The sequence below is a fragment of the Streptomyces klenkii genome (assembly GCF_003626645.1).
Classification (GTDB): domain Bacteria; phylum Actinomycetota; class Actinomycetes; order Streptomycetales; family Streptomycetaceae; genus Streptomyces; species Streptomyces klenkii.
Genome location: NZ_RBAM01000008.1, coordinates 382,757 through 405,762, shown reverse-complemented (window position 1 = coordinate 405,762; position 23,006 = coordinate 382,757). Strand labels below are relative to the sequence as shown.

Annotated in this window: 22 protein-coding genes; 10 read left to right on the top strand and 12 right to left on the bottom strand. The window is 72.0% G+C overall.

Annotated features, from left to right (window positions below; all coding sequences use genetic code 11):
* Positions 1-152: 152 nt before the first annotated feature.
* On the bottom strand, positions 153-1,250 hold the full coding sequence (locus tag D7231_RS21780) for a hydroxyacid dehydrogenase (protein WP_241999841.1): 1,098 nt from the start codon (positions 1,248-1,250) through the stop codon (positions 153-155).
* Positions 1,251-1,253: 3 nt separating this feature from the next.
* Here D7231_RS21780 and D7231_RS21775 point away from each other — a divergent pair, with 3 nt between their 5' ends.
* The 4 genes from D7231_RS21775 (at position 1,254) to D7231_RS21760 (ending at position 5,168) form a co-directional block, all read left to right on the top strand.
* Positions 1,254-1,817, top strand: a complete 564-nt coding sequence (locus D7231_RS21775) for a GNAT family N-acetyltransferase (protein ID WP_120757192.1) — start codon at positions 1,254-1,256, stop codon at positions 1,815-1,817.
* A 49-nt stretch (positions 1,818-1,866) separates the two neighbouring features.
* Positions 1,867-3,108, top strand: a complete 1,242-nt coding sequence (locus tag D7231_RS21770; RefSeq protein WP_120757143.1) for a sensor histidine kinase — start codon at positions 1,867-1,869, stop codon at positions 3,106-3,108.
* Positions 3,105-3,761, top strand: coding sequence for a response regulator (locus tag D7231_RS21765; RefSeq protein ID WP_120757142.1), 657 nt, complete (start codon positions 3,105-3,107; stop codon positions 3,759-3,761). The genes D7231_RS21770 and D7231_RS21765 overlap by 4 nt, the downstream gene beginning before the upstream one ends.
* Before the next feature lie 183 nt (positions 3,762-3,944).
* Entirely contained in the window at positions 3,945-5,168 is a 1,224-nt protein-coding gene (locus tag D7231_RS21760; RefSeq protein ID WP_120757141.1) for a serine hydrolase domain-containing protein, read from the top strand.
* On the opposite strand, the gene D7231_RS21755 is transcribed toward D7231_RS21760, so the two are convergent.
* The 7 genes from D7231_RS21755 to D7231_RS21725 all read right to left on the bottom strand — a co-directional run bounded on the left by D7231_RS21755 (position 5,069) and on the right by D7231_RS21725 (position 13,804).
* On the bottom strand, positions 5,069-6,409 hold the full coding sequence (locus D7231_RS21755) for an amidohydrolase family protein (protein ID WP_120757140.1): 1,341 nt from the start codon (positions 6,407-6,409) through the stop codon (positions 5,069-5,071). The genes D7231_RS21760 and D7231_RS21755 overlap by 100 nt on opposite strands.
* 122 nt (positions 6,410-6,531) lie before the next feature.
* Positions 6,532-8,181, bottom strand: a complete 1,650-nt coding sequence (locus D7231_RS21750; protein WP_199739423.1) for a type IV secretory system conjugative DNA transfer family protein — start codon at positions 8,179-8,181, stop codon at positions 6,532-6,534.
* Between the two features lie 39 nt (positions 8,182-8,220).
* Positions 8,221-9,636, bottom strand: coding sequence for an ATP-binding protein (locus D7231_RS21745; protein ID WP_120757139.1), 1,416 nt, complete (start codon positions 9,634-9,636; stop codon positions 8,221-8,223).
* Between the two features lie 9 nt (positions 9,637-9,645).
* On the bottom strand, positions 9,646-11,199 hold the full coding sequence (locus tag D7231_RS21740; RefSeq protein WP_120757190.1) for an SCO6880 family protein: 1,554 nt from the start codon (positions 11,197-11,199) through the stop codon (positions 9,646-9,648).
* Between the two features lie 2 nt (positions 11,200-11,201).
* Positions 11,202-12,533, bottom strand: coding sequence for a hypothetical protein (locus tag D7231_RS21735; protein WP_120757138.1), 1,332 nt, complete (start codon positions 12,531-12,533; stop codon positions 11,202-11,204).
* On the bottom strand, positions 12,523-13,359 hold the full coding sequence (locus D7231_RS21730) for a DUF8175 domain-containg protein (RefSeq protein WP_120757137.1): 837 nt from the start codon (positions 13,357-13,359) through the stop codon (positions 12,523-12,525). The genes D7231_RS21735 and D7231_RS21730 overlap by 11 nt, the downstream gene beginning before the upstream one ends.
* A 136-nt stretch (positions 13,360-13,495) precedes the next feature.
* Positions 13,496-13,804 (bottom strand): hypothetical protein, encoded by a 309-nt coding sequence (locus D7231_RS21725; RefSeq protein ID WP_030367101.1) that lies wholly within the window; start codon positions 13,802-13,804, stop codon positions 13,496-13,498.
* 375 nt (positions 13,805-14,179) lie between these two features.
* Between D7231_RS21725 and D7231_RS21720 the strand changes: the two genes are divergently transcribed.
* Positions 14,180-15,604: a serine/threonine-protein kinase gene (locus D7231_RS21720; RefSeq protein WP_120757189.1), complete on the top strand. Its 1,425-nt coding sequence runs from the start codon at positions 14,180-14,182 to the stop codon at positions 15,602-15,604.
* A 64-nt stretch (positions 15,605-15,668) separates the two neighbouring features.
* Here D7231_RS21720 and D7231_RS21715 read toward each other — a convergent pair whose 3' ends face one another.
* Positions 15,669-15,878: a DUF397 domain-containing protein gene (locus D7231_RS21715; protein WP_324196772.1), complete on the bottom strand. Its 210-nt coding sequence runs from the start codon at positions 15,876-15,878 to the stop codon at positions 15,669-15,671.
* A gap of 155 nt (positions 15,879-16,033) precedes the next feature.
* Here D7231_RS21715 and D7231_RS21710 point away from each other — a divergent pair, with 155 nt between their 5' ends.
* Positions 16,034-17,041, top strand: coding sequence for a C40 family peptidase (locus tag D7231_RS21710; RefSeq protein WP_120757136.1), 1,008 nt, complete (start codon positions 16,034-16,036; stop codon positions 17,039-17,041).
* Between the two features lie 205 nt (positions 17,042-17,246).
* Positions 17,247-17,978: a phosphatase PAP2 family protein gene (locus D7231_RS21705; RefSeq protein WP_391475038.1), complete on the top strand. Its 732-nt coding sequence runs from the start codon at positions 17,247-17,249 to the stop codon at positions 17,976-17,978.
* A 301-nt stretch (positions 17,979-18,279) separates the two neighbouring features.
* Here D7231_RS21705 and D7231_RS21700 read toward each other — a convergent pair whose 3' ends face one another.
* Complete coding sequence (locus D7231_RS21700; protein WP_120757134.1) at positions 18,280-19,944, bottom strand: FAD-binding oxidoreductase; 1,665 nt, start codon at positions 19,942-19,944, stop codon at positions 18,280-18,282.
* Between the two features lie 108 nt (positions 19,945-20,052).
* Entirely contained in the window at positions 20,053-20,229 is a 177-nt protein-coding gene (locus tag D7231_RS37105; RefSeq protein ID WP_194959580.1) for a hypothetical protein, read from the bottom strand.
* A 93-nt stretch (positions 20,230-20,322) separates the two neighbouring features.
* Here D7231_RS37105 and D7231_RS21695 point away from each other — a divergent pair, with 93 nt between their 5' ends.
* On the top strand, positions 20,323-21,282 hold the full coding sequence (locus tag D7231_RS21695; protein WP_120757133.1) for an SCO4651 family lipoprotein: 960 nt from the start codon (positions 20,323-20,325) through the stop codon (positions 21,280-21,282).
* A 21-nt stretch (positions 21,283-21,303) separates the two neighbouring features.
* Positions 21,304-21,684: a hypothetical protein gene (locus D7231_RS36230; protein ID WP_147449772.1), complete on the top strand. Its 381-nt coding sequence runs from the start codon at positions 21,304-21,306 to the stop codon at positions 21,682-21,684.
* A 73-nt stretch (positions 21,685-21,757) separates the two neighbouring features.
* Here D7231_RS36230 and D7231_RS21690 read toward each other — a convergent pair whose 3' ends face one another.
* Positions 21,758-22,141, bottom strand: coding sequence for a metal-sensitive transcriptional regulator (locus tag D7231_RS21690; RefSeq protein ID WP_120757132.1), 384 nt, complete (start codon positions 22,139-22,141; stop codon positions 21,758-21,760).
* 240 nt (positions 22,142-22,381) lie between these two features.
* Between D7231_RS21690 and D7231_RS21685 the strand changes: the two genes are divergently transcribed.
* The gene (locus tag D7231_RS21685) at positions 22,382-23,002 is read left to right on the top strand and encodes a DUF47 domain-containing protein (protein ID WP_120757131.1); all 621 of its coding nucleotides are present in this window, start codon (positions 22,382-22,384) and stop codon (positions 23,000-23,002) included.
* The last annotated feature ends 4 nt before the right edge of the window (positions 23,003-23,006 follow it).

The window sequence follows — 23,006 nt, the reverse complement described above, 5'->3', positions numbered from 1 at the left end:
AAGCCTTTCAGCGCCGATGGTACTGCATGGGGGACCGTGTGGGAGAGTAGGACGCCGCCGAACAATTTTTAGAGAAAGCCCTGGTGGGAACCTTAGAGTTCCTGCCAGGGCTTTTTCGCGTTTTCCGGCACCCTTAATAATCCCCACAACCCTCACGCCAGTCTCCCCAGCTCCTCCCTCCGTACTTCTCCCACCAGCCTTTCTCCCCTCCTCCACCGCCCCACTTCCTCCACTGCCCACCTACCCAGCCGCCGCCCCTCACTTCCCTGGGCTCCGGCAATGTGCGGCGTCACCATCACATTCGGCAGCTGGAACAGCAGCCGGCCCCGTTCCAGCGGCTCCGGGTCCGTCACATCGAGCCATGCGCTCAACCGCCCCGACGCGCACTCCCGCTCCAGCGCCTCCGTGTCGACGATCGACCCTCGCGCCGTGTTGATGACCGTCCCCCCGTCCGGAATGAGGGCCAGGTGCTCTCCGTCCAGCAGCCGGTGCGTTTCCGGGGTTTCCGGGGCGTGGACCGTCACGATGTCCGCCGCCCGGCACAGGTCCGCCAGGTGTTCCACCCGCTCCACCCGCTCCACGCCCGTCGCGCCCAGCCTCTCGGTGTCCTCCGTCCCCACGTACGGGTCGTAGAGCAGCACCCGGTATCCGGCCGCCGAGGCCCGTAGCCCGGCTATCACCCTTCGGCCGATCCGTGAGGCGCCGATGACACCGACCGTGCGGCCGTCCGCTCCTCGCCTCTCCGTGAAAGCCGGCCAGCGGCCGTCCGCGTACGCCGCGGCCATCGGCAAGGCGTCCTTCGCCGCGAGCGCGATCACCGCCAAGGTGAAGTCGGCGACCGGGCCCGCGTTGGCTTCTGCCGCCGACGAGACCACGATCCCGCGCGCCCAGACCTCCTCCGTCACCAGCCACTTGATCGACCCGGCCGCGTGGACGACGGCTTTCAGCCGTGGCGCGCGGTCGAGTACGGCTTTCGTCAGCGGCGGGCACCCCCACCCCGTGACGAGGACCTCCACATCCTCCAGCTCCGGATTCTCCAGGCCTTCCGGGGTGACGTTCACGCTCACCGCACGGCCCGTCAACTCCCTCAGCCGCTCCCGCAGATCACTGGGCATCACCACCCCCAGTTCCTCCGCGCCCATGACCACCGCAACACCGTCCGCGCGCGCTTCCGTCATGGGCAGCCCCCTGCCCTCCCGGCCGAGAGCGAAAACACATTGCACATGCCAACCATCCAGGGCGACGATCAAGAGATGGAGCACATCATCAGGCCCGTACGTGCGGACGATTGGGAAAAGTCCAAGGAGCTGCGGCTGGTGGCGCTTTCGGATCCGGCGGCGCCCATCGCTTTCCTCGACACCTACGAGAAGGCCTCCGCGCAGCCCGACAGCTATTGGCAGGAGAGGGCCCGGGGGAGCTCCGAGGCGCTCAGTGTCATCACCTTTGTTGCTGAGGCGCCCGACGGGACGTGGGACGGCTCCCTCACCGTTCTGGTCGAGCTTCCGGACGCCGATGAGGACACCGTCTTCGGCGGTGCCCCGTCCGTACCGCAGACGCACATCGTCGGTGTCTTCGTTCGCCCCGAGGCTCGCGGGAACGGCCTCATCCAGGCGCTGTTCTCCGCGGCCGTCGCATGGTCCTGGGAGCTGTCCGAGCCCGCCGTCGAGCGCATACGCCTCTTCGTCCACGAGGACAACGGCCGTGCTCTCTCCGTCTACCGCAAGGCCGGCTTCGTGCCGTCCGGGCTCACCGTGGCCATGCCTGACGATCCGCTGGCGAAGGAGTACGAGCTCGAACTCGTCCGCCCCGCCGGCTGAACTCCCCCGACTCTCCCGATTCTTCTGATTCTCCGCTCATACTCCACTCATGTTCCGCCGGATCCGGTTCCGTAGCCCCTGGGCCGTCGACGCGCTGATCGCCGCCGCGGTCCAGGCCGCCGTGACCATCCCCTTCGTGGTGCCCCGCGCGGCCGATGTGCCGCCGGCGACCTGGGCGTTCTACGCGATGACCACGCTGTCCGTGCTGCCGCTCCTGTGGCGCAGCCGGGCGCCGCTGACGTGCCTCCTGGCGATCACCCTGGCCGGGTTCGCCTATCTGCCGATGGACGGGCCCGGTCAGCCGATGCCGTACAGCCCGCTGGTGGCGATCTTCACGGTGGCCGCGCAGGGCGGTGCCCGGCAGCGGTGGGTGACGATCGTCGCCGGGCTGCCGCTCGTCGCGGTCGCGGTCGCCCTCCGGACCAACACCGCCCGTGAGTACCTCTTCGCGTTCTTCCTCTTCACGATGGTGTACGTGCTGGGCGTGCTGGCGCGGACCCGGCAGGCGTACACGCAGGCCGTCGAGGCGCGCGCCGACGCCCTTGAGCGGGCGCGGGAGCAGGAGGCCGAGCGGGCCGCTGAGCGGGAACGCGCCCGGATCGCGCGGGAGATGCATGACGTCCTCTCACACGCCGTCAGCCTGATGATCGTTCAGGCGGAGGCCGGGCCTCTCGTCGTACGGTCGGATCCCGACCGGGCGGAGGCGGCCTTCGACGCGATCGCCGGGGCCGGGCGCGACGCGATGGTGCAGCTGCGGCGGATGCTCGGCGTGCTCAAGGAGGGGGAGCCGGGAGAGAGCCCGGAGGCCAGCGGGAACACGGGCCCGCGGCGCACGCCGCAGCCCACCCTCGCCGGGCTCCACGACCTGGTCGAGCAGGTGCGGCGGGCCGGGATTCCCGTGGCCCTGCTGACGGAGGGCGAGCCGCGGCGGCTCGCCGCCGACGCCCAGGTCACTGTCTACCGCGTCGTCCAGGAGGCGTTGACGAACGTCCTCAAGCACTCCGACGCGCGCGCCGTGACCGTGCGGCTCGCCTGGGGACGGGCCGGTGGGGACCGGCTCTCCGTCACCGTTGCCGATGACGGCTCCGGCGTCCGCAAGCCCGGCGGCGAAGGCAGCGGCAGGGGCCTGATCGGCATCCGCGAGCGGGCCGCCGCCCACGGCGGGACGGCGACCGCCGGGGCCGGGCCGGACGGTCGCGGCTACCGCGTTTGCCTGGAGCTGCCCCTCGTGGTCTCCTCGCCGTCCGGGACAGCGGATGCAGCAGAGACAGTGGAGACGGGGGAGAGATGACGATCCGTGTGGTGGTGGCCGACGACCAGGAGCTGGTGCGGAGCGGCTTCGCGATGATCCTGTCCGCCCAGCCGGACATCGAGGTCGTGGCGGAGGCCGGCGACGGTGCCGAGGCGGTGGCGGCCGTCCGGCTCCACGCTCCCGACGTCGTCCTGCTCGACATCCGCATGCCCCGCATGGACGGCATCGAGGCGGCCCGGGCGATCTGCGCGGAGAGCGGCTGCAAGGCCGTCATGCTCACCACCTTCGACCAGGACGACTACGTCTACGAGGCGCTGCACGCGGGCGCGAGCGGGTTCCTGCTGAAGGACGTGCGCCGGGACGACCTCGTACACGCAGTGCGCGTCGTCGTCGCCGGGGACTCCCTGCTCGCGCCGTCCGTGGCCCGCCGCCTGGTCGCCGACTTCACCAGCCGCGGGCAGGCGGCGCCAACCGCCGCGCCGGCCCTGGGGGCGCTCACCGCCCGCGAGCGCGAGACGCTCGTGCTGCTCGGGCGCGGCCTGTCGAACGCGGAGATCGCGGTCGAGCTGGTGGTCAGCGAGCACACCGTGAAGACCCACGTCAGCAACGTGCTGTCGAAGCTGGGGCTGCGCGACCGGATCCAGGCCGTCATCTGCGCTTACGAGACGGGGCTCATCGCCCCCGGCGGCTGACCACCGCGCCGGCCTCCCCGTAAAGACCCCCCGGTAAAGCACTCCCCGTAAAGACCCTCCCTCGCGCGAGGGAGGCCGACGGCAGCCGATACCCCTCGCGTCGGCGATTCGCCGGCCCGCGCGGATCGTGAGGATTGACTCGTCGGGAACAGCCGGCATCCGTCACCACCAGGGGGAACCACCGTGCGCCGCAACAGAATCGCCGTCCTCGTCGCCACGGCCACCGCCACCGCCATCGCTCTGGGCGCGACCGCCGTACCCGCCATAGCCGTATCCGCGATAACCGTGCCCTCCTCCCACACTTCCGTCCGTACTTCCGCGCCGCACGCCGGCAAAGCCGCCGCCCTTCAGAAGGCCATCGACGGCCTGCCGGACAGCGCCGCCACCGCCGCCCAGGTCCGCTACAAGGACATGGACAAGGGCCTGCGCTGGAGCGGCGCTTCGGGGGAGTCCGACGTGCGGACGCACACGCCGGTCAAGGGCGACGAGCGGTTCCGCGCGGGCAGCATCACCAAGACGTTCACGGCGGCCGTCGCGCTGCAACTCGTCCACGAGAAGAAGCTCGACCTCGACGGTACGGTGCAGCACTACCTGCCGGGCCTGCTGCCCGCGCACTATCCCGACGTCAAGGTCGGGCAGCTGCTCAACTACACCAGCGGCCTGCCGGGCGGGGACACCCGCGGCACCCCGAAGACCCCCGACTGGGACAAGGGCCGCTACACCACCTGGGACCACCGCGCCCTCGTCCAGGCCGGCTTCGGCAAGCCCATGGAGTTCACGCCCGGTACGCAGCAGCACTACTCCAACATCGGCTACAACGTGCTGGGGCTGCTGATCGAGAAGGTCACCGGACGGACGTACGAGCAGGAGCTGCGGGACCGGGTGATCAACCGGGCCGGCCTGAAGGACACCTACAGCCCCGGAACGAGCTTCGGCATCAAGGGCCGTCACACGCACGGCTACGAGGCGCTCAAGAACGCCGACGGCACCACCCGGCTCGTCGACACGACCGAGTGGGACCAGTCCGAGACGTGGGCCTCCGGCGACCTCATCACCACGACGGCCGACCTGGACCGCTTCGTCTCCGCCCTCTTCGCCGGCCGCGTCGTGCCGCAGCAGGAGCTGAAGCTGATGTTCACCGTGCCGCGGGTCCCGCAGTACGAGAACGGGAAGCCCGCCGTCTACGGCAGCGGTCTGGCGCGCTTCCAGCTCACCAAGGACGGCCCCGTCTACTGGGGCAAGACCGGCAGCCGCTACGGCTACCTGAACGGCTTCGCCGCCACGCAGGACGGGAAGGAGTCGCTGATCTACTCCGTCAATTCCACCGACGCGAAGGGCGAGGACGCCTCGCCGGACTCGCGCGTCGGCCGGATCATCGCGGCGGGTGTCGGGACGCCTTCCGCGTAGAGCCGCCCTCGTACGACCACCGCGTCGGTCCGGCGGACGGCCCGCACATCGCGCAGCGGGTCCGCGCCCGGGGCCAGGACGACGAGATCGGCCGCCCTGCCCGGCGCGACCGTGCCGATGCGGTGCGCGAGGCCCAGCGCCCGCGCGGGCTCGACCGTGGCCGCGCGGAGCGCCGCCGCGGCGCCGAGGCCCGCGCCGTCGGCCAGCTGCTCCAGCTCCTCGTGGAGGTCCCCGCCCGGCGCGCTGCCGGCGAGGAGCGGCACTCCGCGGCGGTGCAGCTCCGCGACCAGGTGCAGGCGGTGCGCGCGGATCCCGCGGAGCTGCGCGGCATCCGGCCCCTGGGGATCGCTGCGGGCCGTCAGGGCAGGGGTGATCCGGGTGCCGTTGGCGGCCAGGCGGTCGAGGAGGCGGTCCGCGCGGTCGGGGTAGTAGGAGTGGACGGCCGTCCACTCCAGGCGGTGGATCTGCCGGAGCCAGTCACCGTACGGGTCGGCCCCGGCGGCGACACGGACGCGCGCGAGGCCGCGCCGGATCTCCTCCTCCCGCGTGGAGGCGGCCAGCAGGAGCGCGTGGAGGTGTTCGACGGTCCGCTGGCCGGCGTCCGACGCCTCCGCGAGCGGTACGGCGTCGGGGCAGTGGCCCGCGTACGGAAGCTGCCGCCTGCCGGCTTCCTCGGCCACTGCGAGGTACGCCTCGCGCGACAGCCGCGGGTGCACGCGGACGAACGCCGCACCGGCCTCCCCGGCCCTGCGCACCGCCCGGCGGGCCGCCGCCGCGTCCCGTACGGACACGGACTCCGGCCATAGGGAAGGCACGCCGTCAAGGGGCGCACTGCCGGACCCGGCGAAAGTCGTCACTCCCCTCCGTACGGGCGGGGCGTCACCGTTATTGCTGTCACCGTCGCCGCTATCGCCGTCCGTACGGGAGTCGATGAGGCCCGGAAGGACGTACCTGCCCCGGAGGTCCATCACGTGGGCGTCCGGCGGCGCGGCGATCTCGGCCGAGCGGCCCACCGTCGTGATGCGCCCGGCGCGGATCACGACCGTCATGCCGGGCCGCGGCGGCTCCACGCCGGGGGCGGCGATCAGCGTCGCGTGGGTCAGGGCGAGGGGGCGGGCGGATGCGCCGGCGGCGCCCGCGGCCGCGACGGCCCGCCCTGCCGCCGCGGCGCCGCCGAGGGCGAACGCGCCGCCGAGCGCTGCCGCGCCACCCAGGACGTGGCGCCTGCCGGGCTCTGCCATCCCGTCCACCTCTCCGGGCCGCCGCGGGTCCTGCCGCAACGTCTGCCCGGCCTGATGCCTGTCTGGACCTGATGCCCACCCGGACCCGGTGCCTACCTGACGCGACGCCTACCCCACGAGCGTTACCCCACGAGCGTGCGGTGCGGCCACCGCGCGCGGGCCTGTTCCTCCGAGCGCATGAGCGCGAACGTCGGCAGGCCGAGCGCCACGCCGTCCGCAAGGAGGTCCGGGAGGGCGGGCACGGGCGCGACGGCCGCGACATCGTCCAGCACCAGGGTCAGTGGTGGGTCGAGCCGACCGGCAGATGACCTTCCGGCCATGCCCCGGCCGCGCTCGACCACGCTTGCGACGAGTGCGGTCAGCAGGGGCATCGCACCCGGCCGGGTGCGGGGATCCTCAATCGCCTCACCCATCACGTACAGGGTTCCCCCCTCGGCGACAAATGATTCCCATGCCAGGGCATCGGATCGGTGTGGATTGCAGGCGTCGCGGACGTGAACGGACGACAGTGCGCCCAGCGCACGCGCTGTCAGCTCCTGCGCCGCCTCACGGCGTTCGGGATGCCCCGTGAGCGCCGACTCCAGCTCCCCGGCCGCGCCGCCCGCCGCCTTGAGGTGCGTCCGCAGGATCCGCACCGGCTCGTGCGCCGCCGCGCCCTGCGCCCAGCGGAGCACCTGGCGGAACGGCCGGCCGTCCACGGCGGCGGCGTGCAGCCAGCAGCGCAGCAGCGTCTCCGCGGCGTCCGCGGTGGCCGAGTCGAGGGCGCTGTGCGGGCGTACGGGCGCGAGCAGGGCGGCCGCGCGGGCGGTCGCGGTCTCCCGGGTCGTGCAGCCCCGCAGAGGGGACCAGCGGAGCCGGTCGGGGGTGTCGAGGAGGTGGCTCGGGTCGAAGACGTGCACGGGGCCGAGCTTGGCGCGGGCGTCCTTCGTGGCCGCCCACAGCGCGGCGTCGCTCGTCGTGACGAGCACGGGGCCCGCCGCCTCCAGGACGGCGCGGACGGCGGTGTCGCCGCGGCCGGCACCGTAGCGGACGCCGGGGGCGGTGGCCCCTGCGGGGCGGCGGGCGGCGAGGGCCTCCGTAGACGGCGGGGCGGGCGTACGCGGCCCGGGCACAGGCGGGATGCCTGTGGGGCCGCCCGGCCCCGTCCCGGACCCCGGTACCGGAGTTCCGCCGGAGATGCCGGCTGCGTGAGCAGCCCTGTCGTCGGTGCTGTCCGACTGTGTGGAGCCTGGGACGGCATCCAACGCCCTGGTGTGGTCACTGCTCCCGAGGGCGGTCTGGCTGGTGACCGGGCTTGTCTCCACGGCGGTGCGGGCGTCTGCCGGCCGTGCCTCGGCCGCGGTCCTGCCTGTCACGTAGGACGTGTCCGCGCCGCTCCCGCTACCGGAGGCCGCACCCGCGAGGGAATCCGCGGCGGCCCGCCGCCGTGCCCGTACCGCCTTCCAGCGCGCGACCGTGCCGACCACGAACACGCCCAGGACGATCAGCGCCAGCAGCTCGCCGATGAGGAGGCCCCAGAACAGGCCGTAGCCCGAGAGGCTCTCCGCCGGGGTGTCCGGCCAGGCGGCCGGCAGGTCGCGCGGCTGCATCACCAGGTGCCGCAGCGCCATGGGCGTACGGGTGAGGCTGACCCCCTCCGGCCAGCCGCCGTGGGCGAACAGGGCGGCCAGGCCCGTCGTCCCCCACACCAGCAGCGTCATGCCCAGCAGCAGCCCGATGACCGCCATCAGCAGCCCGTCCGGGATACCGCGCTCCGGCCGCCGGTCGCTCATCCGCCGTCCCCCCGTCCCCGTCCCGTCCCCGGCCCTGCTTCAGGCCACCGTCGATTCCGATTCCGCTTCCGGCTCCGGAGACCCGTCCGCCTCTAAGGCCGCGGCCGCCCGCTCCGCCGCCGCGGCCTCCGCCGCGAGCTCGCGCGCGAAGTCGCCGTCCTCGGTCATGGCCCGGTCGGTGTAGACCAGCGGCCGTTCGATGTCGGTGATGAGGTGCTTGACGACCTGGACGTTGCCGTTGACGTCCCAGACGGCGATGCCCGGCGTCAGCGTCGGGATGATCTCGACGGCCCAGCGGGGCAGGCCGAGCACCCGGCCCGTGGAGCGGGCCTCGTCGGCCTTCTGGGCGTAGATGGTGCGCGTGGAGGCCATCTTGAGAATCGCCGCGGCCTCGCGCGCCGCCGCGCCGTCGACGACGTCGGACAGGTGGTGGACGACCGCCACGAACGACAGGCCGAGCCGTCGGCCGAACTTCAGCAGCCGCTGGAAGAGCTGCGCCACGAAGGGCGAGTTGATGATGTGCCAGGCCTCCTCGACCAGGAAGATCCGTTTCTTCCGGTCGGGCCGGATCCACGTGTGCTCCAGCCAGACGCCGACGATCGCCATCAGGATGGGCATGGCGATGGAGTTGCGGTCGATGTGGGAGAGGTCGAAGACGATCAGGGGGGCGTCGAGGTCGATGCCGGCCGTCGTCGGCCCGTCGAACATGCCGCGCAGGTCACCGTCCACGAGCCGGTCCAGGACCAGCGCGACGTCGAGGCCCCAGGCCCGGACGTCGTCTATGTCGACGTTCATCGTCTCCGCGGACTCGGCCTCCGGGTGCCGCAGCTGCTCCACGATGTCGGTGAGCACCGGCTGCCGGTCGAGGATCGTCTCGTTGACGTTGGCGTGGGCCACTTTGAGGGCGAAGCCGGCCCGTTCGTCGAGGCCGCGGCCGGTGGCGACCTCGATGATGGTGCGGAGGAGGGCGAGCTGGCCGGTCGTGGTGATCGCCGGGTCGAGCGGGTTGAGCCGGATGCCGCCGTGCAGGGCGGCGGCGGGATCGAGCCGGATGGGGGTTATCCCCAGCTGCTGGGCGATCAGGTTCCACTCGCCGACGCCGTCCTCGCCCTGGGCGTCCAGGACGACGACCTGCCGGTCGCGGAACCGCAGCTGGCGCAGCACGTACGTCTTCTCCAGCGCCGATTTGCCGTTGCCGGACTCGCCGAGGACGAGCCAGTGCGGGGCGGGCAGCTGCTGCCCGTAGAGCTGGAAGGGGTCGTAGATGTAGCCCTTGCCGGAGTACACCTCACGCCCGATGACCACGCCGGAGTCGCCGAGGCCGGGGGCGGCGGTCGGCAGGTAGACGGCCTGGGCCTGGCCGGTGGAGGTCCGTACGGGCAGGCGCGTGGTCTCCACCTTCCCGAAGAGGAAGCTGGTGAACGCGTCGGTCAGTGAGGCGAGCGGGTCGAGCACGGCATGCCCCTATCGTCGGATGCCGGTTGCGAACGGCAGGGTGTTGACGAAGGCCCGGTGGTGCTCGCGGTCGCACCACTCCAGCTTGAGGTAGCTCTTGCCGGCCGAGGCTCTTATGGTCCGCTTGTCGCGCGCGAGCGCTTCCGGCGAGCGCGACGACACCGTGATGTACCCGACGAGGTTGACCCCGGCCGCGCCGCTGGCGAGGTCCTCGCCGCGCTGGTCGACCCGGGAGTGGTGGGCGACGTCGCGCGGGTCGACGACGCGGTTCATCTTGGCGGCGCGGGAGGCGTCCGCGTCGTCGTTGGTCTTCTCCGTCAGCATGCGCTCGATGGCCACCTCCGTCGGCTCCAGGTCCATGCAGACCGCGACCGTGCGGATCACGTCCGGGGTGTGGACGAGGAGCGGCGCGAGGAAGTTGACGCCCACCGGCGTCATGGGCCATTCCTTCACCCACGCGGTGGAGTGACACCAGGGTGCGCGGGTTGACGACTCGCGGGTCTTCGCCTGGAGGTAGGTGGGCTCCATGGCGTCCAGCTCGGCCGGCCAGGCGTTGCGCCGGGTCATGGCCTGGATGTGGTCGATGGGGTGGTCCGGGTCGTACATGGAGTGGATCAGGGAGGACAGCCGGCCCTGGCCGAGCGGCTGGCGGACCCGGATGTCGGCCTCGGCGAGCCGCGCGCAGATGTCGGTCAGCTCGCGCGCCATGACGACCGCGAGGCCGCCGTCGCGGTCCAGCCTGCGCTTGGCGCCGTCGTGGCGGGAGGCGCGCGCGATGGCGTTGGCCTCGGCGGCCAGCTCGCGCGTGTAGTGCATGCAGGCGACGAGGTAGGCGCGGTGCTGCTCGGAGGAGGTCGACACCATCGACTGGAGCTGCTCGTAGGAGTCCTTGAGCCACTTCGGGGAGCCGGTGTCGCCGCGCCGCTCGACGTCCTTGGCGTGGGCGTCGGGGTCGGCGGGGAGCGTGCGGGCGAGCATCTGGATGCGCGTGACATAGCCGTCGCCGTTGGCGACGTGCTTGAGGAGGGTGCCGAACCGGTCGACCAGCGCCTCCTGGTCCTCGGAGTCGCGCAGGCCCACGCCGGGGCCCTCGATCTCGATGGCGGCGGTGACCGTGCGGCGGTCGGCGTGCAGCAGGACGGCGATCTCGTCGGGGCCGAAGGGCGCCGCGAGCCAGTTGATCCGCCCGATGCCCGGGGGCGGGCCCACCTCGATCTCGCGGCCGTCGAGGCGGGTGCCGGCCTCGGCGGCGGTGGAGCGGTAGGTGGTGCCGCGGCGCAGAGTGCGCTTGTACGTACGGGTGATCTCGAACCACTTGTAGAAGGTGCGGCCCTTGTACGGGACGTACACGGCGGCCAGCGCCAGCATCGGGAACCCGGTGAGCGTGACGATCCGCAGCGGCAGGACGGGCACGAGCAGGCCGCACATCATGCCGAGGAACGCCCCGGCGATGACCAGCGCGATCTCCCCGGTCTCCCGGTTCTTGCCGACGACCGCGTTGGGGCGCGCGCGGCCGATCAGATACGTACGGCGGGCCGCGACCGGCTGGGACTGGGCCTGGATCGTCAACTCCGCTCACCTCCTGTGTTGCTGCGGTTCTGGGCGCGCGGCGCGGGACGGGTGGCGGAATTGCCGCTTCCGTTGCCCCTGTTGTCGCCGGTGCGGGCGGGGGGCCGGGTGCTGTGGGCGGCGACTCCGCCCGCCACGGCGTCGGCGGGCCGGTGCTGCTGGCCGCCCCCCGAGCCGCCGGAGCCGCGGGCGCTGTGGGCGGTGATGCCCTGCTTGACCAGGGCGGCGGGGGAGGAGATCACGGCGGCGGCCTGACGCGACGCCGCGTCGCTGCTGGCGCTGCGGGTGCTGACGATCTCGTCGCCGAAGCCGGGCACGAAGCGGTAGATCATCGCGCTGGCGAAGATGGCCAGGATGATGATCGCCAGCCCGGAGACGACGGCCGAGAAGGAGTCCGGCCCCTTGCCGGAGGACAGCGCTCCGGCGAGGCCCAGCACGACCACGATGATCGGCTTGACCAGGATGACGGCGATCATGATGCCCGCCCAGCGGCGGACGTGCTTCCACATGTTCTTGTCGACCAGGCCCGCGTAGACGGCGGTGCCGAGGAGCGCTCCGGCGTACAGGAGGGCGGCGCGGATCACCAGCTCCAGCCAGAGGACGCCCGCGGCCAGCACGGAGACCAGGGACACGACGATCAGCATGATCGGGCCGCCGCCGATGCCGGTGCCCTTCTTGAGGGCGTCCGCGAAACCGCCGAAGAAGGCGTCGTTGTTGGCGTTGGTGCCGGTCGCGATCGCCTGCGTGACGGCGTCGGTGGCCGAGACGAGGGTGTAGAGCACGAGCGGGGTGAAGGCGGAGGCCAGCACGGTCAGCCAGAGGAAGCCGACGGCTTCGGTGAACGCCTCGGTGAACGGCACGCCGCGGACGGCGCGCTTGGCGACGGCCAGCAGCCAGAGGACGAGCGTGAGCACGGTGGAGGCGGCGAACACCACGGCGTACTGGCGCAGGAAGGCGGCGTTGGTGAAGTCCACGTTGCCGGTGGCCTCGACGGCGCCGGACAGCTTGTGGACGATCCAGGACGCGGCCTCGCCACAGCCTTTCGCGAGGGAGGCGAGGGGGTCGAGGGCGGTTTGGGGGTCGGGGGGCGAGGTCGTGTCCTTCTTGCCCGTGCAGATGTCCTTGGCCTGGCCCACGATGAGATCGCAGGCACTCTTGTCGCCGCCCTGGCCGGGGCTCGACGAGGGCGCCGGCGAGCCGGACGGCGGGGTGGAGGGGGTCGGCGGCGTCGGGGCCGCGAGGGCCCGCGAGGCCAGTGCGGTCACAGCTACCTGAGCGGACACCAGGGCCGCGGTCAGGGAGAAGGCACGGCGGCGGCTACCTGGCATAAGTGAACCCTCCGTACCCCTTGACCGCATTGGTGATGTCGTCGGCGCTCGAAGCGCGGAGGTCGCCGCTGACCGGCGCGGGCCCCTGCTTCTGCTCGGACGAGGCGAGCTTCCAGTCGTCGTTCGTCCAGCGGAGCTTCTGGGTCATGGTGAACCAGGTCTGGGCGACCGGCTTGGTCGAGCCTTCGCCCGCGAGGCCCATCAGGCCGGTGCACCACACCTCAACGGTGGCCTCGGACTCGCTGAAGGCCGTGGCCTTCGTGCCGACGGGGATGGTGCGCGAGACGAACGTCTGTCCCTTGGGGGCGGAGCCGTCGTCGCTGAGGCCGAGGTTTCTGAAGAAGCCTGCGGTGTAGGCATTGTCGAGCTTGGCCTGGAGGTCACGCGCCGTGTCGGGCGTGTGGATCGCGTCCACGATCGCATGCCGCGACGCCTTCTCGAACATCCCGTCGCCGCCCAGTGCCACGGCGAAGTTCGCGCCCGCGGACTCCGCCCCCTGCTGCGTGCGGGCAAAACCGGAAGCGATCGCCCCGGTCTTCCCTCCCACCGGCTTCACCCCCGAAGGGGCCGTCGCTTCCGCGCTGACCTTGTCCCCGCTCTTCTCCGAGTCGCCCGAGTCGGATCCGCCGCCTCTGTTGGCGAAGGCGATGGCCGCGATGAGCAGCACGACGACGCCCACGACCGTGATCAGGTTCCGGCTGGACATGCCCGCGCGGCCCCGGCCGGGGCGGCCGCGGCGGGGTCCGTACGCGTCGCCCTCGCCTTCTGGCAGCCGGGTGCGGGTCAGGCCGTGGTCCTCGTCGTAGCCGTCCTCGCCGAGACTCATAGCGCGCACGTCCCCTCATACGTCGTCGCCGAAGTGGCACCCGCATATGACGGTAGCGGCGTGAGGGGATTCCCGGGGGAGGAGTACGAGGGGGTGTGAGGGGGCATCAGGTGGCAGCCTCGGGTGCGGGGGTCGCTCAGACGGCCATGCCGTAGACGATGGTGAACAGGGTGCCGAGCGAACCGATGATGAAGACGCCCGTCAGCCCTGCGACGATCAGGCCCTTGCCCTGCTCGGCGCTGAAGGTGTCGCGCAGGGCCGTGGCGCCGATCCGCTGCTTCGCCGCGCCCCAGATCGCGATGGCGAGGCACAGGAGGATCGCCACGGCCATGATGACCTCGATCATCACGCGAGCCTCGTTGCCCAGGCTACCGAACGGCCCCCAGTTGGGGGCGATTCCGCCAATAATGGTGTTGATGTCGCCCTTGCCGGCCGCCAAAAACATGTGCAACTCACCGCCCCTTATGGGTTGTTGTCAACACCCTCACCGCTGGGCAAAGGTCAGGACCTATCTTCGCCGAAGATCGCGCCTCAGCATGTCGACTTGACGGCATTTCTTGGCGGAACTCGTACGCATGCTCCCCGGAGGGCCCTGACCTGCGACGCAGGGTGATGTCAGTGGGTGCTTCTAAGGTGACTCTGTGTATCACGGGCATGGACGCCGGGCAACGTCCGGCGGATCGGGGGGTCACGGGGATGTACGGGCGAGAGTCTGTTCGGTCGGTACGCTGTCCCGAGCGCGCTCCGGGCGCCGATCGCGCCCCTGGGCCGTCGGGCCGGCCCGCGCGCCACGGGGGCATCGAGATCAAGGGTGGTACGGGTGCTGGTTGCCGATCGCTACCGGCTGGCGGAGCTGCTCGGCCGCGGCGGCATGGGCGAAGTCTGGCAGGCGCAGGACGAGGTGCTGGGCCGTCAGGTCGCGGTGAAGCTGCTGCTGGGCGACGACGGCGACGAATCCGCCGCCTCCCGCTTCCGGCTGGAGGCGCAGACCGCCGCGCGGCTGAATCATCCTCAGGTGGTCGCCGTCTACGACTTCGGGTCCTGGGACGGGCGCTTCTATCTGGTGATGGAGCTGGTCAGGGGCCCGAGCCTGGCCCAGGAGCTGTCCGCGCGCGGGCCGCTCGCCCCGCGCCGGGTGGCCAGGATCGCCGCGCAGTCCGCGGCCGGCCTCGCCGCGGCGCACCGCCAGGGCGTCGTCCACCGGGACATCAAGCCCGGCAATCTGATGCTCGACGCCGACGACACCCTGAAGATCGGCGACTTCGGCATCGCCCGGTTCGTGGACGAGACGTCCGCCGCGCTGACCCGCGTCGGCCAGATCGTCGGCACGAGTACGTACCTCGCCCCGGAGCGGGCCCTGGGCAAGGTCGCCGGCCCCGCCTCGGACGTCTACGCGCTCGGCTGCGTGCTCTATCAGCTCCTGGCCGGGCAGCCGCCCTTCTGGGCGGACAGCCCGACCGCCCTGCTCTACCTGCACGTGGACACGCCGCCGGTGCCGCCCCGTCAGCACCGGGCGGATCTGCCGCCCGCCTTCGAGGCCTTCCTGCTGCGGATGCTCGCGAAGAAGCCGGAGGACCGGCCGACCGCGCAGGAGGCGGCCGACTGGTTCGCCGGGCCGTCGTGGGAGGAGCCGCTCCGGCCCGTCCGGACGCCCCTGCCGGAGCCGGTGCACGCGCCTGCGCCTGCCGTGCCGGCGGGTGTGCCCGGCCGGCCGCCGGTGCCGCCGTCCGTGCGGCCCGCCGCGGCCGTTCCCGGAGCCCTTGGGGCTCCTGGCATTCCTGGGGCACCCGGTGTCCCTGGGGCGCCTGTTGTCCCGCCGGGCATCCCGGCGCCGGCTCCGGCTCAGGCCCCGGGGGCCGCGCCGTCGCAGGGGCACCGCAGATCCTCCGGCGGCAGCAGGAGCTCCCGCGGCTCCCAGGGTGCGGGCGGGCTCAAGGGCCCGGGCTCCGGTGGCGGCGGCAAGGGCATACGCAGTCCCAAGGTGCTGCTCAGCGCCGTGGCCGGTGCCGTGGCGTTCCTGGTGGCAGCGGTGATCGGGGCGTCCGTCTTCGGCGGCTCCGGCAGCGAGACGGGCTCGCAGCGGCCCGAGGCGCCGCCGACGGAGTCCGCGGACCGCGCGCCGGGCGGGAACCCAGCGTCGCCGAAGGCCGTGCCCGCCGACGCGGCCCCGTCGTCCTCGCCCGGCGCCCACAAGAAGCCCAAGAGCAAGAAGAAGTCCAAGGAGAAGGACGAGGACGACGACTGATCCTGCGGATCCCGCTGATCCCGCAGATCACGCTGATCCCGTGCCGGCCGGGCGCCGGACGGGCTCACGGCCCGGGGACGTCCTCCACGAAGTGGTCGAACTCCCCGGCCCTGACGCCCAGGACGAAGGCGTCCCACTTGGCCGCCGTGGTCACCACGACGGTCTCGGGCTCGGTGTTCGTCCGGATGTGCACGTCGCCGTTCCCGGCGAAGGCGATCTCCAGGTATTCCGTCTCGTCGCCCTCGGTCATGGGTATCCAGTCGAGCTCCGCCACGGCCCCTCCTCCTCGCACGCGCCGGTCCGCCCGCCGGTCCGCCCGCCGCTCGCGCTCACCGTAACGCGTGGCGGCGACGGGGCGGCACTGCACGCCTGTTGACGGATCGATACAAATTGCGGATACGCAGCGGGTCGTTGGGGGAGGATTGCGGGGTGCGGAAGCTCTGGGTGGGCATGACGGCGGGCATCGCGATGGGCCTGTGCTTCATCGGGCTGCTCGTGATCGGCGTGTACACCGCCGCGTCGAATCTGCTCGGGGGCGCCGGAGGAGGCTCCGTAGGGCTGGCCAAGGGCGCCGTGCCGGATCAGTACCAGACGCTGGTGCAGAAGTGGGGCAATCTGTGCCCCGCCCTCAATCCGGCGATCCTCGCCGCGCAGATCTATTCGGAGAGCGGCTGGAACCCCAAGGCCGTGAGCCCGGCCGACGCGCGCGGGATAGCCCAGTTCATCCCCGGCACGTGGGACGCCCACGCGATCGACGCCAACGGCGACGGCAGGAAGGACATATGGGATCCGCAGGACGCGATCCCTTCCGCGGCCGTCTACGACTGCGAGCTCTCCAAGTACGTCAAGGACGTCCCCGGCGACCTGTCGGACAACATGCTCGCGTCGTACAACGCGGGTTCGTACGCGGTCATCCAGCACCGCGGCATCCCGCCGTACCGCGAGACGCAGGGGTACGTCCACTCGATCCGCACGCTGGAGAAGAGCTTCGCCCGGCCCATCGGCAGGGTCGCGCCCTCCCGGCAGGCCGCCGGGGCGATCTACTACGCCCAGGAGAAGCTCGGCACGCCCTACCTGTGGGGCGGCGACGGCACCACCGAGGACAACGGCCGCTTCGACTGCTCGGGCCTCACCAAGGCCGCGTACGAATCGGTGGGCATCACCCTGCCCCGCGTGGCCAACGACCAGTGGAACGCGGGCCCGCACCCCAAGCGGGACGAGCTGCTCCCGGGCGACCTCGTGTTCTTCGCCAACGACCTGAAGGACCCGCGCTCCATCCACCACGTGGGCATCTACGTGGGCGGCGGGCAGATGATCAACGCCCCCTACACGGGAGCCGTGATCCGCTTTGACAAGATCGACATGCCGGATTACATCGGGGCCACACGCGTCACCCAGGATGGCGCGAAAGCGCTGCCCGCAGGCAGCGCCGCATGAACGCTCCGGAACGAACTGCGACGATGGGTCACCCTTCCATAACGTCCTGGTGATCATTGGGAGAAGAGTGGAACGCCCCGCCGGAGTGGCGCGTTCCATTGAGAGTGGGAAAGCAGCGCCACTGAGCGGGGGCTACAGCGACGCACGGACCACGGGGGTCGGCAGCTGGACGTAGCGACAGGCGACAGATAAGGGGCCACGGCACATGGCTGGACTCGCGACGGGGTATCCCATGCCGCAGGCCAGGGGCGGGAACCCCGACACCAGCACGCTGTATGACATCAACGGCCTCGCCAAGGACGCCCCCGGCTGGCTCGATCACGCCATGGAGTTCATCGGCGAGTACGGGATCGTGCTCGGCCTCGCCGTCCTCATGGTCCTCGCCTGGTGGAGCCTGCGCCGGCGGCAGGACGCCCCGGCCGCGGTCGCCGCGCTGCTCTGGGCGCCGCTGGCCGCCGGCCTCGCCCTGCTCGTCAACATCCCGATCCGCGGCTTCGTCAAGCGGCCCCGGCCCTTCGTGGACCACACCGGCCTGGAAGTGCTGGTCAAGGGCAAGACCGACTACTCCTTCGTCAGCGACCACGCGACGCTGACGATGGCCATCGGCGTGGCCCTCTTCGTCGCCAACCGCAAGTACGGGCTGATCGGAATCGGCCTCGCCTTCCTGGAAGGCTTCTGCCGCGTCTATATGGGCGTGCACTATCCGACGGACGTGGTCGGCGGCCTCGCCCTGGGCACGGCGGTCGCCCTGCTGCTGGCGCCGCTGGCCATGATGGCGCTGACCCCGCTCACGCGGGCGGTCGCGCGCACGCGGTTCGCTTGGCTCGTCCGGTCGGCCGGGCCGGTCGCGGCCGCGCCACCGCCGCTCGTCGCGGCCGAGGCCGCCGAGGCGGGGCGGGAGACGCCCCGGCACCGGGACAACGACCTCGCGGCGTAGGCCCTTCCGGCGGATCGGGGGTGCGCACGTGCCGGTGCGGGGTTCGCGGATTCCGCCGGACCCTCGCCGTCGTGGCGGAGCGCCGTGGCGGCGGGCTGGAGAGGCCGGGCCTATCGACCGGTGACCGATGCGCCGCTGCTGAGAGGCCGGGTCTCCCGACCGGCGGCCGATGCGCCGCACGGCAGGCTGCAAGCGATCCGCCGCCGCGGTGCGCAACCACCGCGGCGAGGGTCCGGCGGAATGCGCAGGTACCGGCACCGACACGTACCGCCAACGGCGGCGCCGCCGGCGCCGCGCCGCGCTACAGCGCCTGAGGGAAGTCGAAGACGCGGTCCGGGTCGTACTGGCGCTTGAGCTTGGTGAGGCGGCCCTCCGCGTCGCCGTAGTACGCCTTGCGCCAGTCCTTCAGGCCCGCGTCCGCGTAGTTCTGGTACGCGGCCCCCGAGGCGTGCCGCAGCATCGCCGCGTGGATGTCGTCCAGCCAGGACGTCTGCGCGCTGCCGGAGCCGCCCGCCGCCCAGTGGGCCAGGTACTGGGCGAGGAACCGCGAGCGGCGGTGGACGAACGCCGTGGCCAGCGGCTGGACGCGGTTGACCGCGCCGCCCAGGGCCGTCAGCTGGACCGAGACGCCGCCGCTGCCGCCCCCACGGGCGAAACGTTCCACCTGATCGGTCAGGGCCCGCAGGCCCGCCGCGTTCAGCGACCGGTCGTAGAAGTCCGAGCGGGCGCCGTACGTCTCCCGCTCCAGCGTGCCGGAGGTCTCGCGGCCGGGCGTGCGGCCCGGCAGGTGGCACTGTGTCTGCGACTTGTCGGAGCAGCCCGCGTAGGCGCGGACCATGTCGAGGTGGGCGCGGCGGCGCAGCCGTACGCCGTTGGACGTGCCGCCGGCCTTGCCCACCAGCTCGTCCAGGGCGTTCTCCAGGTCGCCGTACGTGCCGAGGGAGTACGCGGAGACGGAGATGCGCGGCGTGCCGCCTGCCGTGGCCGACAGGTCGCAGGAGGACCAGATCTCGTCGGGCCGGGTGGGCCCCCACTCCTGCCAGGCGCGGATCACGTCGGCGGCCCGGGACCAGGGCCAGGAGACGTAGCCGGTGACGCCGTCCGCGGCCTTGCGGGTGCGGAAGCGGAGCTCGGTGACGACGCCGAAGTTGCCGTTGCCCGCGCCGCGCAGGGCCCAGAAGAGGTCGGCGTTGCGGTCCGGGTCGCAGTCGAGGAGCTTGCCGTCGGCGGTGACGAGCGTGGCGCCGGTGAGGCTGTCGCAGGTCAGGCCGTAGGCGCGGGAGGTCACGCCGTGTCCGCCGCCGAGGGCGAGGCCGGATATGCCGACCGTGGGGCAGGAGCCGGAGGGGAGGGTGACGCCGTGTCCGGCCAGCCCCGTCTGGACGTCGATGAGCTTGGCGCCCGCGCCGATCACCGCGCTGCCGGAGTCCGGGGTGCGGACGGTCCGCAGCCGGGAGACGTCGATCACGAGCCGGTCGGTGCCGCTGGACCAACCGGCATAGCTGTGGCCGCCGTTGCGTATGGATATCCGCGTGCTGTAGCGGCGGGCGAAGGCGAGGCACTCACGGATGTCCTGGGCGCCGGTCACATAGGCGATGCCGGCGGGGCGCAGGCCGTCGAAGCGGGTGTTGTAGAGCTGCCGGGCGGCCGTGTAGTCGGCGTCGCCGGGGCGGACGAGGCCGCCCGCGAGGCCCTTGGCGAGGGCGTTCCAGTCGGCCTTGGCCGCGTCCGGGCGCCGGGTGGCGGGGACGGCGCGGGCCGAGGTGATCATTTGCGTGGGCCGCTCCAGGCCGCTGCTGTCGCCGCACGAGGCCGCCCAGGCGCCGGCGGTGGCCAGCCCGGCGCCCGCGGCGAGCAGCCGGCGCCTCCCCAGGGGGCCGCGGGGCGCGCCGTCCGTACGCGCACCGCCCCGTCCGCCCGCGCCCTTCGTCCCGTTCGTTCCGCTTGTGCCTGTGTCAACGGCCATGCCCGCCCCGTCACCCGATGTGCTGCTGGATTCCCCCTGTTGTGGAGACAGATGACGCGGGGGCGGCGGCGGTTCCGCGGGGGACGGGCGGGCGGGAAGGCCGGCCGGTCACCCCGTGGTGTCGGCCGAGGCCTCGTGGCCCGCGGCGTCGTCGCGGGCCAGGGAGCGGGCGCGGCGGGCGGGGCCGCGCCAGCCGCAGGTGCAGCGGGCCGAGCAGAAGGAACCCCGCTCGCTGGTGCTGGTGAAGTGGGCCGCGGACGGCTGCGCGGATGCTGGCTCGGACACGTGACCACGCTACCGGGCCGTGACGGCCGCGCCCACGGCGTCGTTGGCAGTAACGGGTTCCACAGCGGGTCGGTGGCAGGGGGCTGGCAGGGCATGGTGACGCGGAGAGAAGGCCGCGGAGAAGGACGCGGAGAAGGCGGAGGACGGGGCCGCGGCAGGGCCGCGGCGCTCGCCGGTGTGACGGCCGGCGGCATCGTCCTCGGCCTCCTGGTGTCCGGCTGTGCGCTCCGCGGCCCTGCCGCCGGCGAGGCCCCCGAGCTCCGCGACAGCATGAAGAGCCTGAGCGGCCAGGCCCGGCAGGCGGGCGACGAGGCCGACCCGGGGCGGGCGCGGGCCGCGGTGCGCGAGGCGGCGCGGACGCTGACCAGGGCGGGCCGGGCGCGGGTGCGGACGTCCATGGAGACCGTCAGCGGCGGCACGCGGCTGACCATCCACGGCGCGGGCGGGTACGACTTCGCGCGGCCCGCCGGGCACCTGACCGTGCTCGTGCCGGAGGATGCGGCCGGTGACGCCGAGCACCGGCCGATCACGGAGCTCTTCTCCCCGGGCGCGCTCTTCATGAAGAACCGGGGCGCGGGCGTGCCGCCCGACAAGTGGGTGCAGCTCGCGACGGCCTCGCTCGCCGACGGGAACCTCCTCACCAACGGCGCCACCGATCCGCTGGCCGCGGCCGAACTGCTCGGCGGGGCCCGTGAGGTGACGTACATGAGGGACGAGCGGGTCGGCGGGGTGCGCGTGCGGCACTACTGGGGCACGATCGACCTCGGCCGGGCGGTGCGCGCCGCGCCCGCGCGGGACCGGGGGCCGCTCGCCACGGCGGCCAAAGGTTTCTCCAGCGGGACGGTGGCCTTCGACGCCTATCTGGACGACGAGGGCAGGCCGCGCCGGCTGCGGCACCGCTTCAGCGTGGCGAGCACGGGGCCGTCGGCCCCGCGGGCCCCGATGACGGTGACCTCCACGGTCGAGCTGTACGACTTCGGCGCCGATGTGGACGTGGACCTACCCGACGCCGCCGATATCTATGCGGGGACGGTCGCTTCGCCGCGGAATTGACGCGGCAGGGCGTAGTTGGCCATGGAAATGGTCCTTCTGTGCCATGCGCGCCATGTGTACCGATCACTAGGCTGGTTAGCCGAGGAACGAAAGACCGGGAAAGAGCAGGAAAGACGAGGAAGACCCGGACGAGACCCGCACGAGGCCAGGACGGCCGAGGCGGAAGTCCGGGCCGGAACCGAGACCGAGACCCAGACCCGAGGCGAAAGACCCGAGGAGGTGAATCACGTGGTTTCGCGACGCGGTTCGTCGGGCGGGCCGGATCCCGTGGCCCTCATCGAGATCGATCTCTACGGTGATTTGATGATCGCCGCGTCCAGTGCGGATGAGGATCGGCTGAGCGCCGATCGAATCGACGAGGTTTTGCGTGTCGTCCCCGCGGGCGGGAAGCGCGAGGACTGACGGTTCGGGTGCGTCCGGCACCGCCGGCATTCCGGCGGCGCCGGACCGGCCCGTACGGTACTGACCGGGCCGCTCAGGTCCGCAGCAGGCGCGCGATCGCCGCGCTCGCCTCCGCCACCTTCGCATCGATCTCGTCCCCGCCCTTGACCGCGGCCTGGGCGACGCAGTGCCGCAGGTGCTCTTGCAGCAGTTGCAGGGCGAAGGACTGCAGTGCCTTTGTGCTCGCCGACACCTGCGTGAGTATGTCGATGCAGTAGACGTCCTCCTCGACCATGCGCTGGAGGCCGCGGATCTGGCCCTCGATCCGGCGCAGGCGCTTGAGGTGCTGGTCCTTCTGCTTGCTGTAGCCGTGCGGACCGGCCGGGGTGGCCGCCTCGCCGTGGCAGGCCGCGGCCGCGCCGCCGCCGACCGCCGCCGCATCGTCGCCGCTGGTCAGCGGGGCTTCCGTGGTCGTCATGGCGTCCGTCCTCCTGCTGTCCGGCTGCTGTCCCGGGGGCTCTGTGGCGCGCATGTGCGGTGCGTACCCGCCTACATACCCTCAGGGGGTATATGGTACAGAATTTTGCCCGCGGCGGCGGTACCTGGCTTCATGAGCACTCTGCCCGATGGGCGACACTGAGGGAATGCCAGTTAGCTGTGGCTGGATGATGCGCCTAGCATCAACGAGACCGAATCCGTTGCACCCCGAGGATCCCACGTGCGCTTTCGTCTGACCCCCAGGGAGACGAGCTTCTACGACATGTTCGCCGCCTCCGCGGACAACATCGTCACGGGCTCCAAGCTCCTGATGGAACTGCTCGGAGCGGACGCGTCCGCACGGGCCGAGATCGCCGACCGGATGCGGGCAGCGGAGCACGCGGGTGACGATGCCACGCACGCGATCTTCCACCAGCTGAACTCGTCCTTCATCACGCCGTTCGACCGCGAGGACATCTACTCCCTCGCCGGCTCGCTCGACGACATCATGGACTTCATGGAGGAGGCCGTCGACCTGGTCGTCCTCTACCAGGTCGAGGAGCTTCCGAAGGGCGTCGAGCAGCAGATCGAGGTCCTCGCGCGGGCCGCCGAGCTGACCGCCGAGGCCATGCCGAACCTCCGCACCATGACGAATCTCACGGAGTACTGGATCGAGGTGAACCGTCTGGAGAACCAGGCGGACCAGATCCACCGCAAGCTCCTGGCCCAGCTCTTCAACGGCAAGTACGACGCCATCGAGGTGCTGAAGCTCAAGCAGATCGTGGACGTGCTGGAAGAGGCTGCCGACGCGTTCGAGCACGTCGCCAACACCGTCGAGACCATCGCGGTCAAGGAGTCCTGACCCC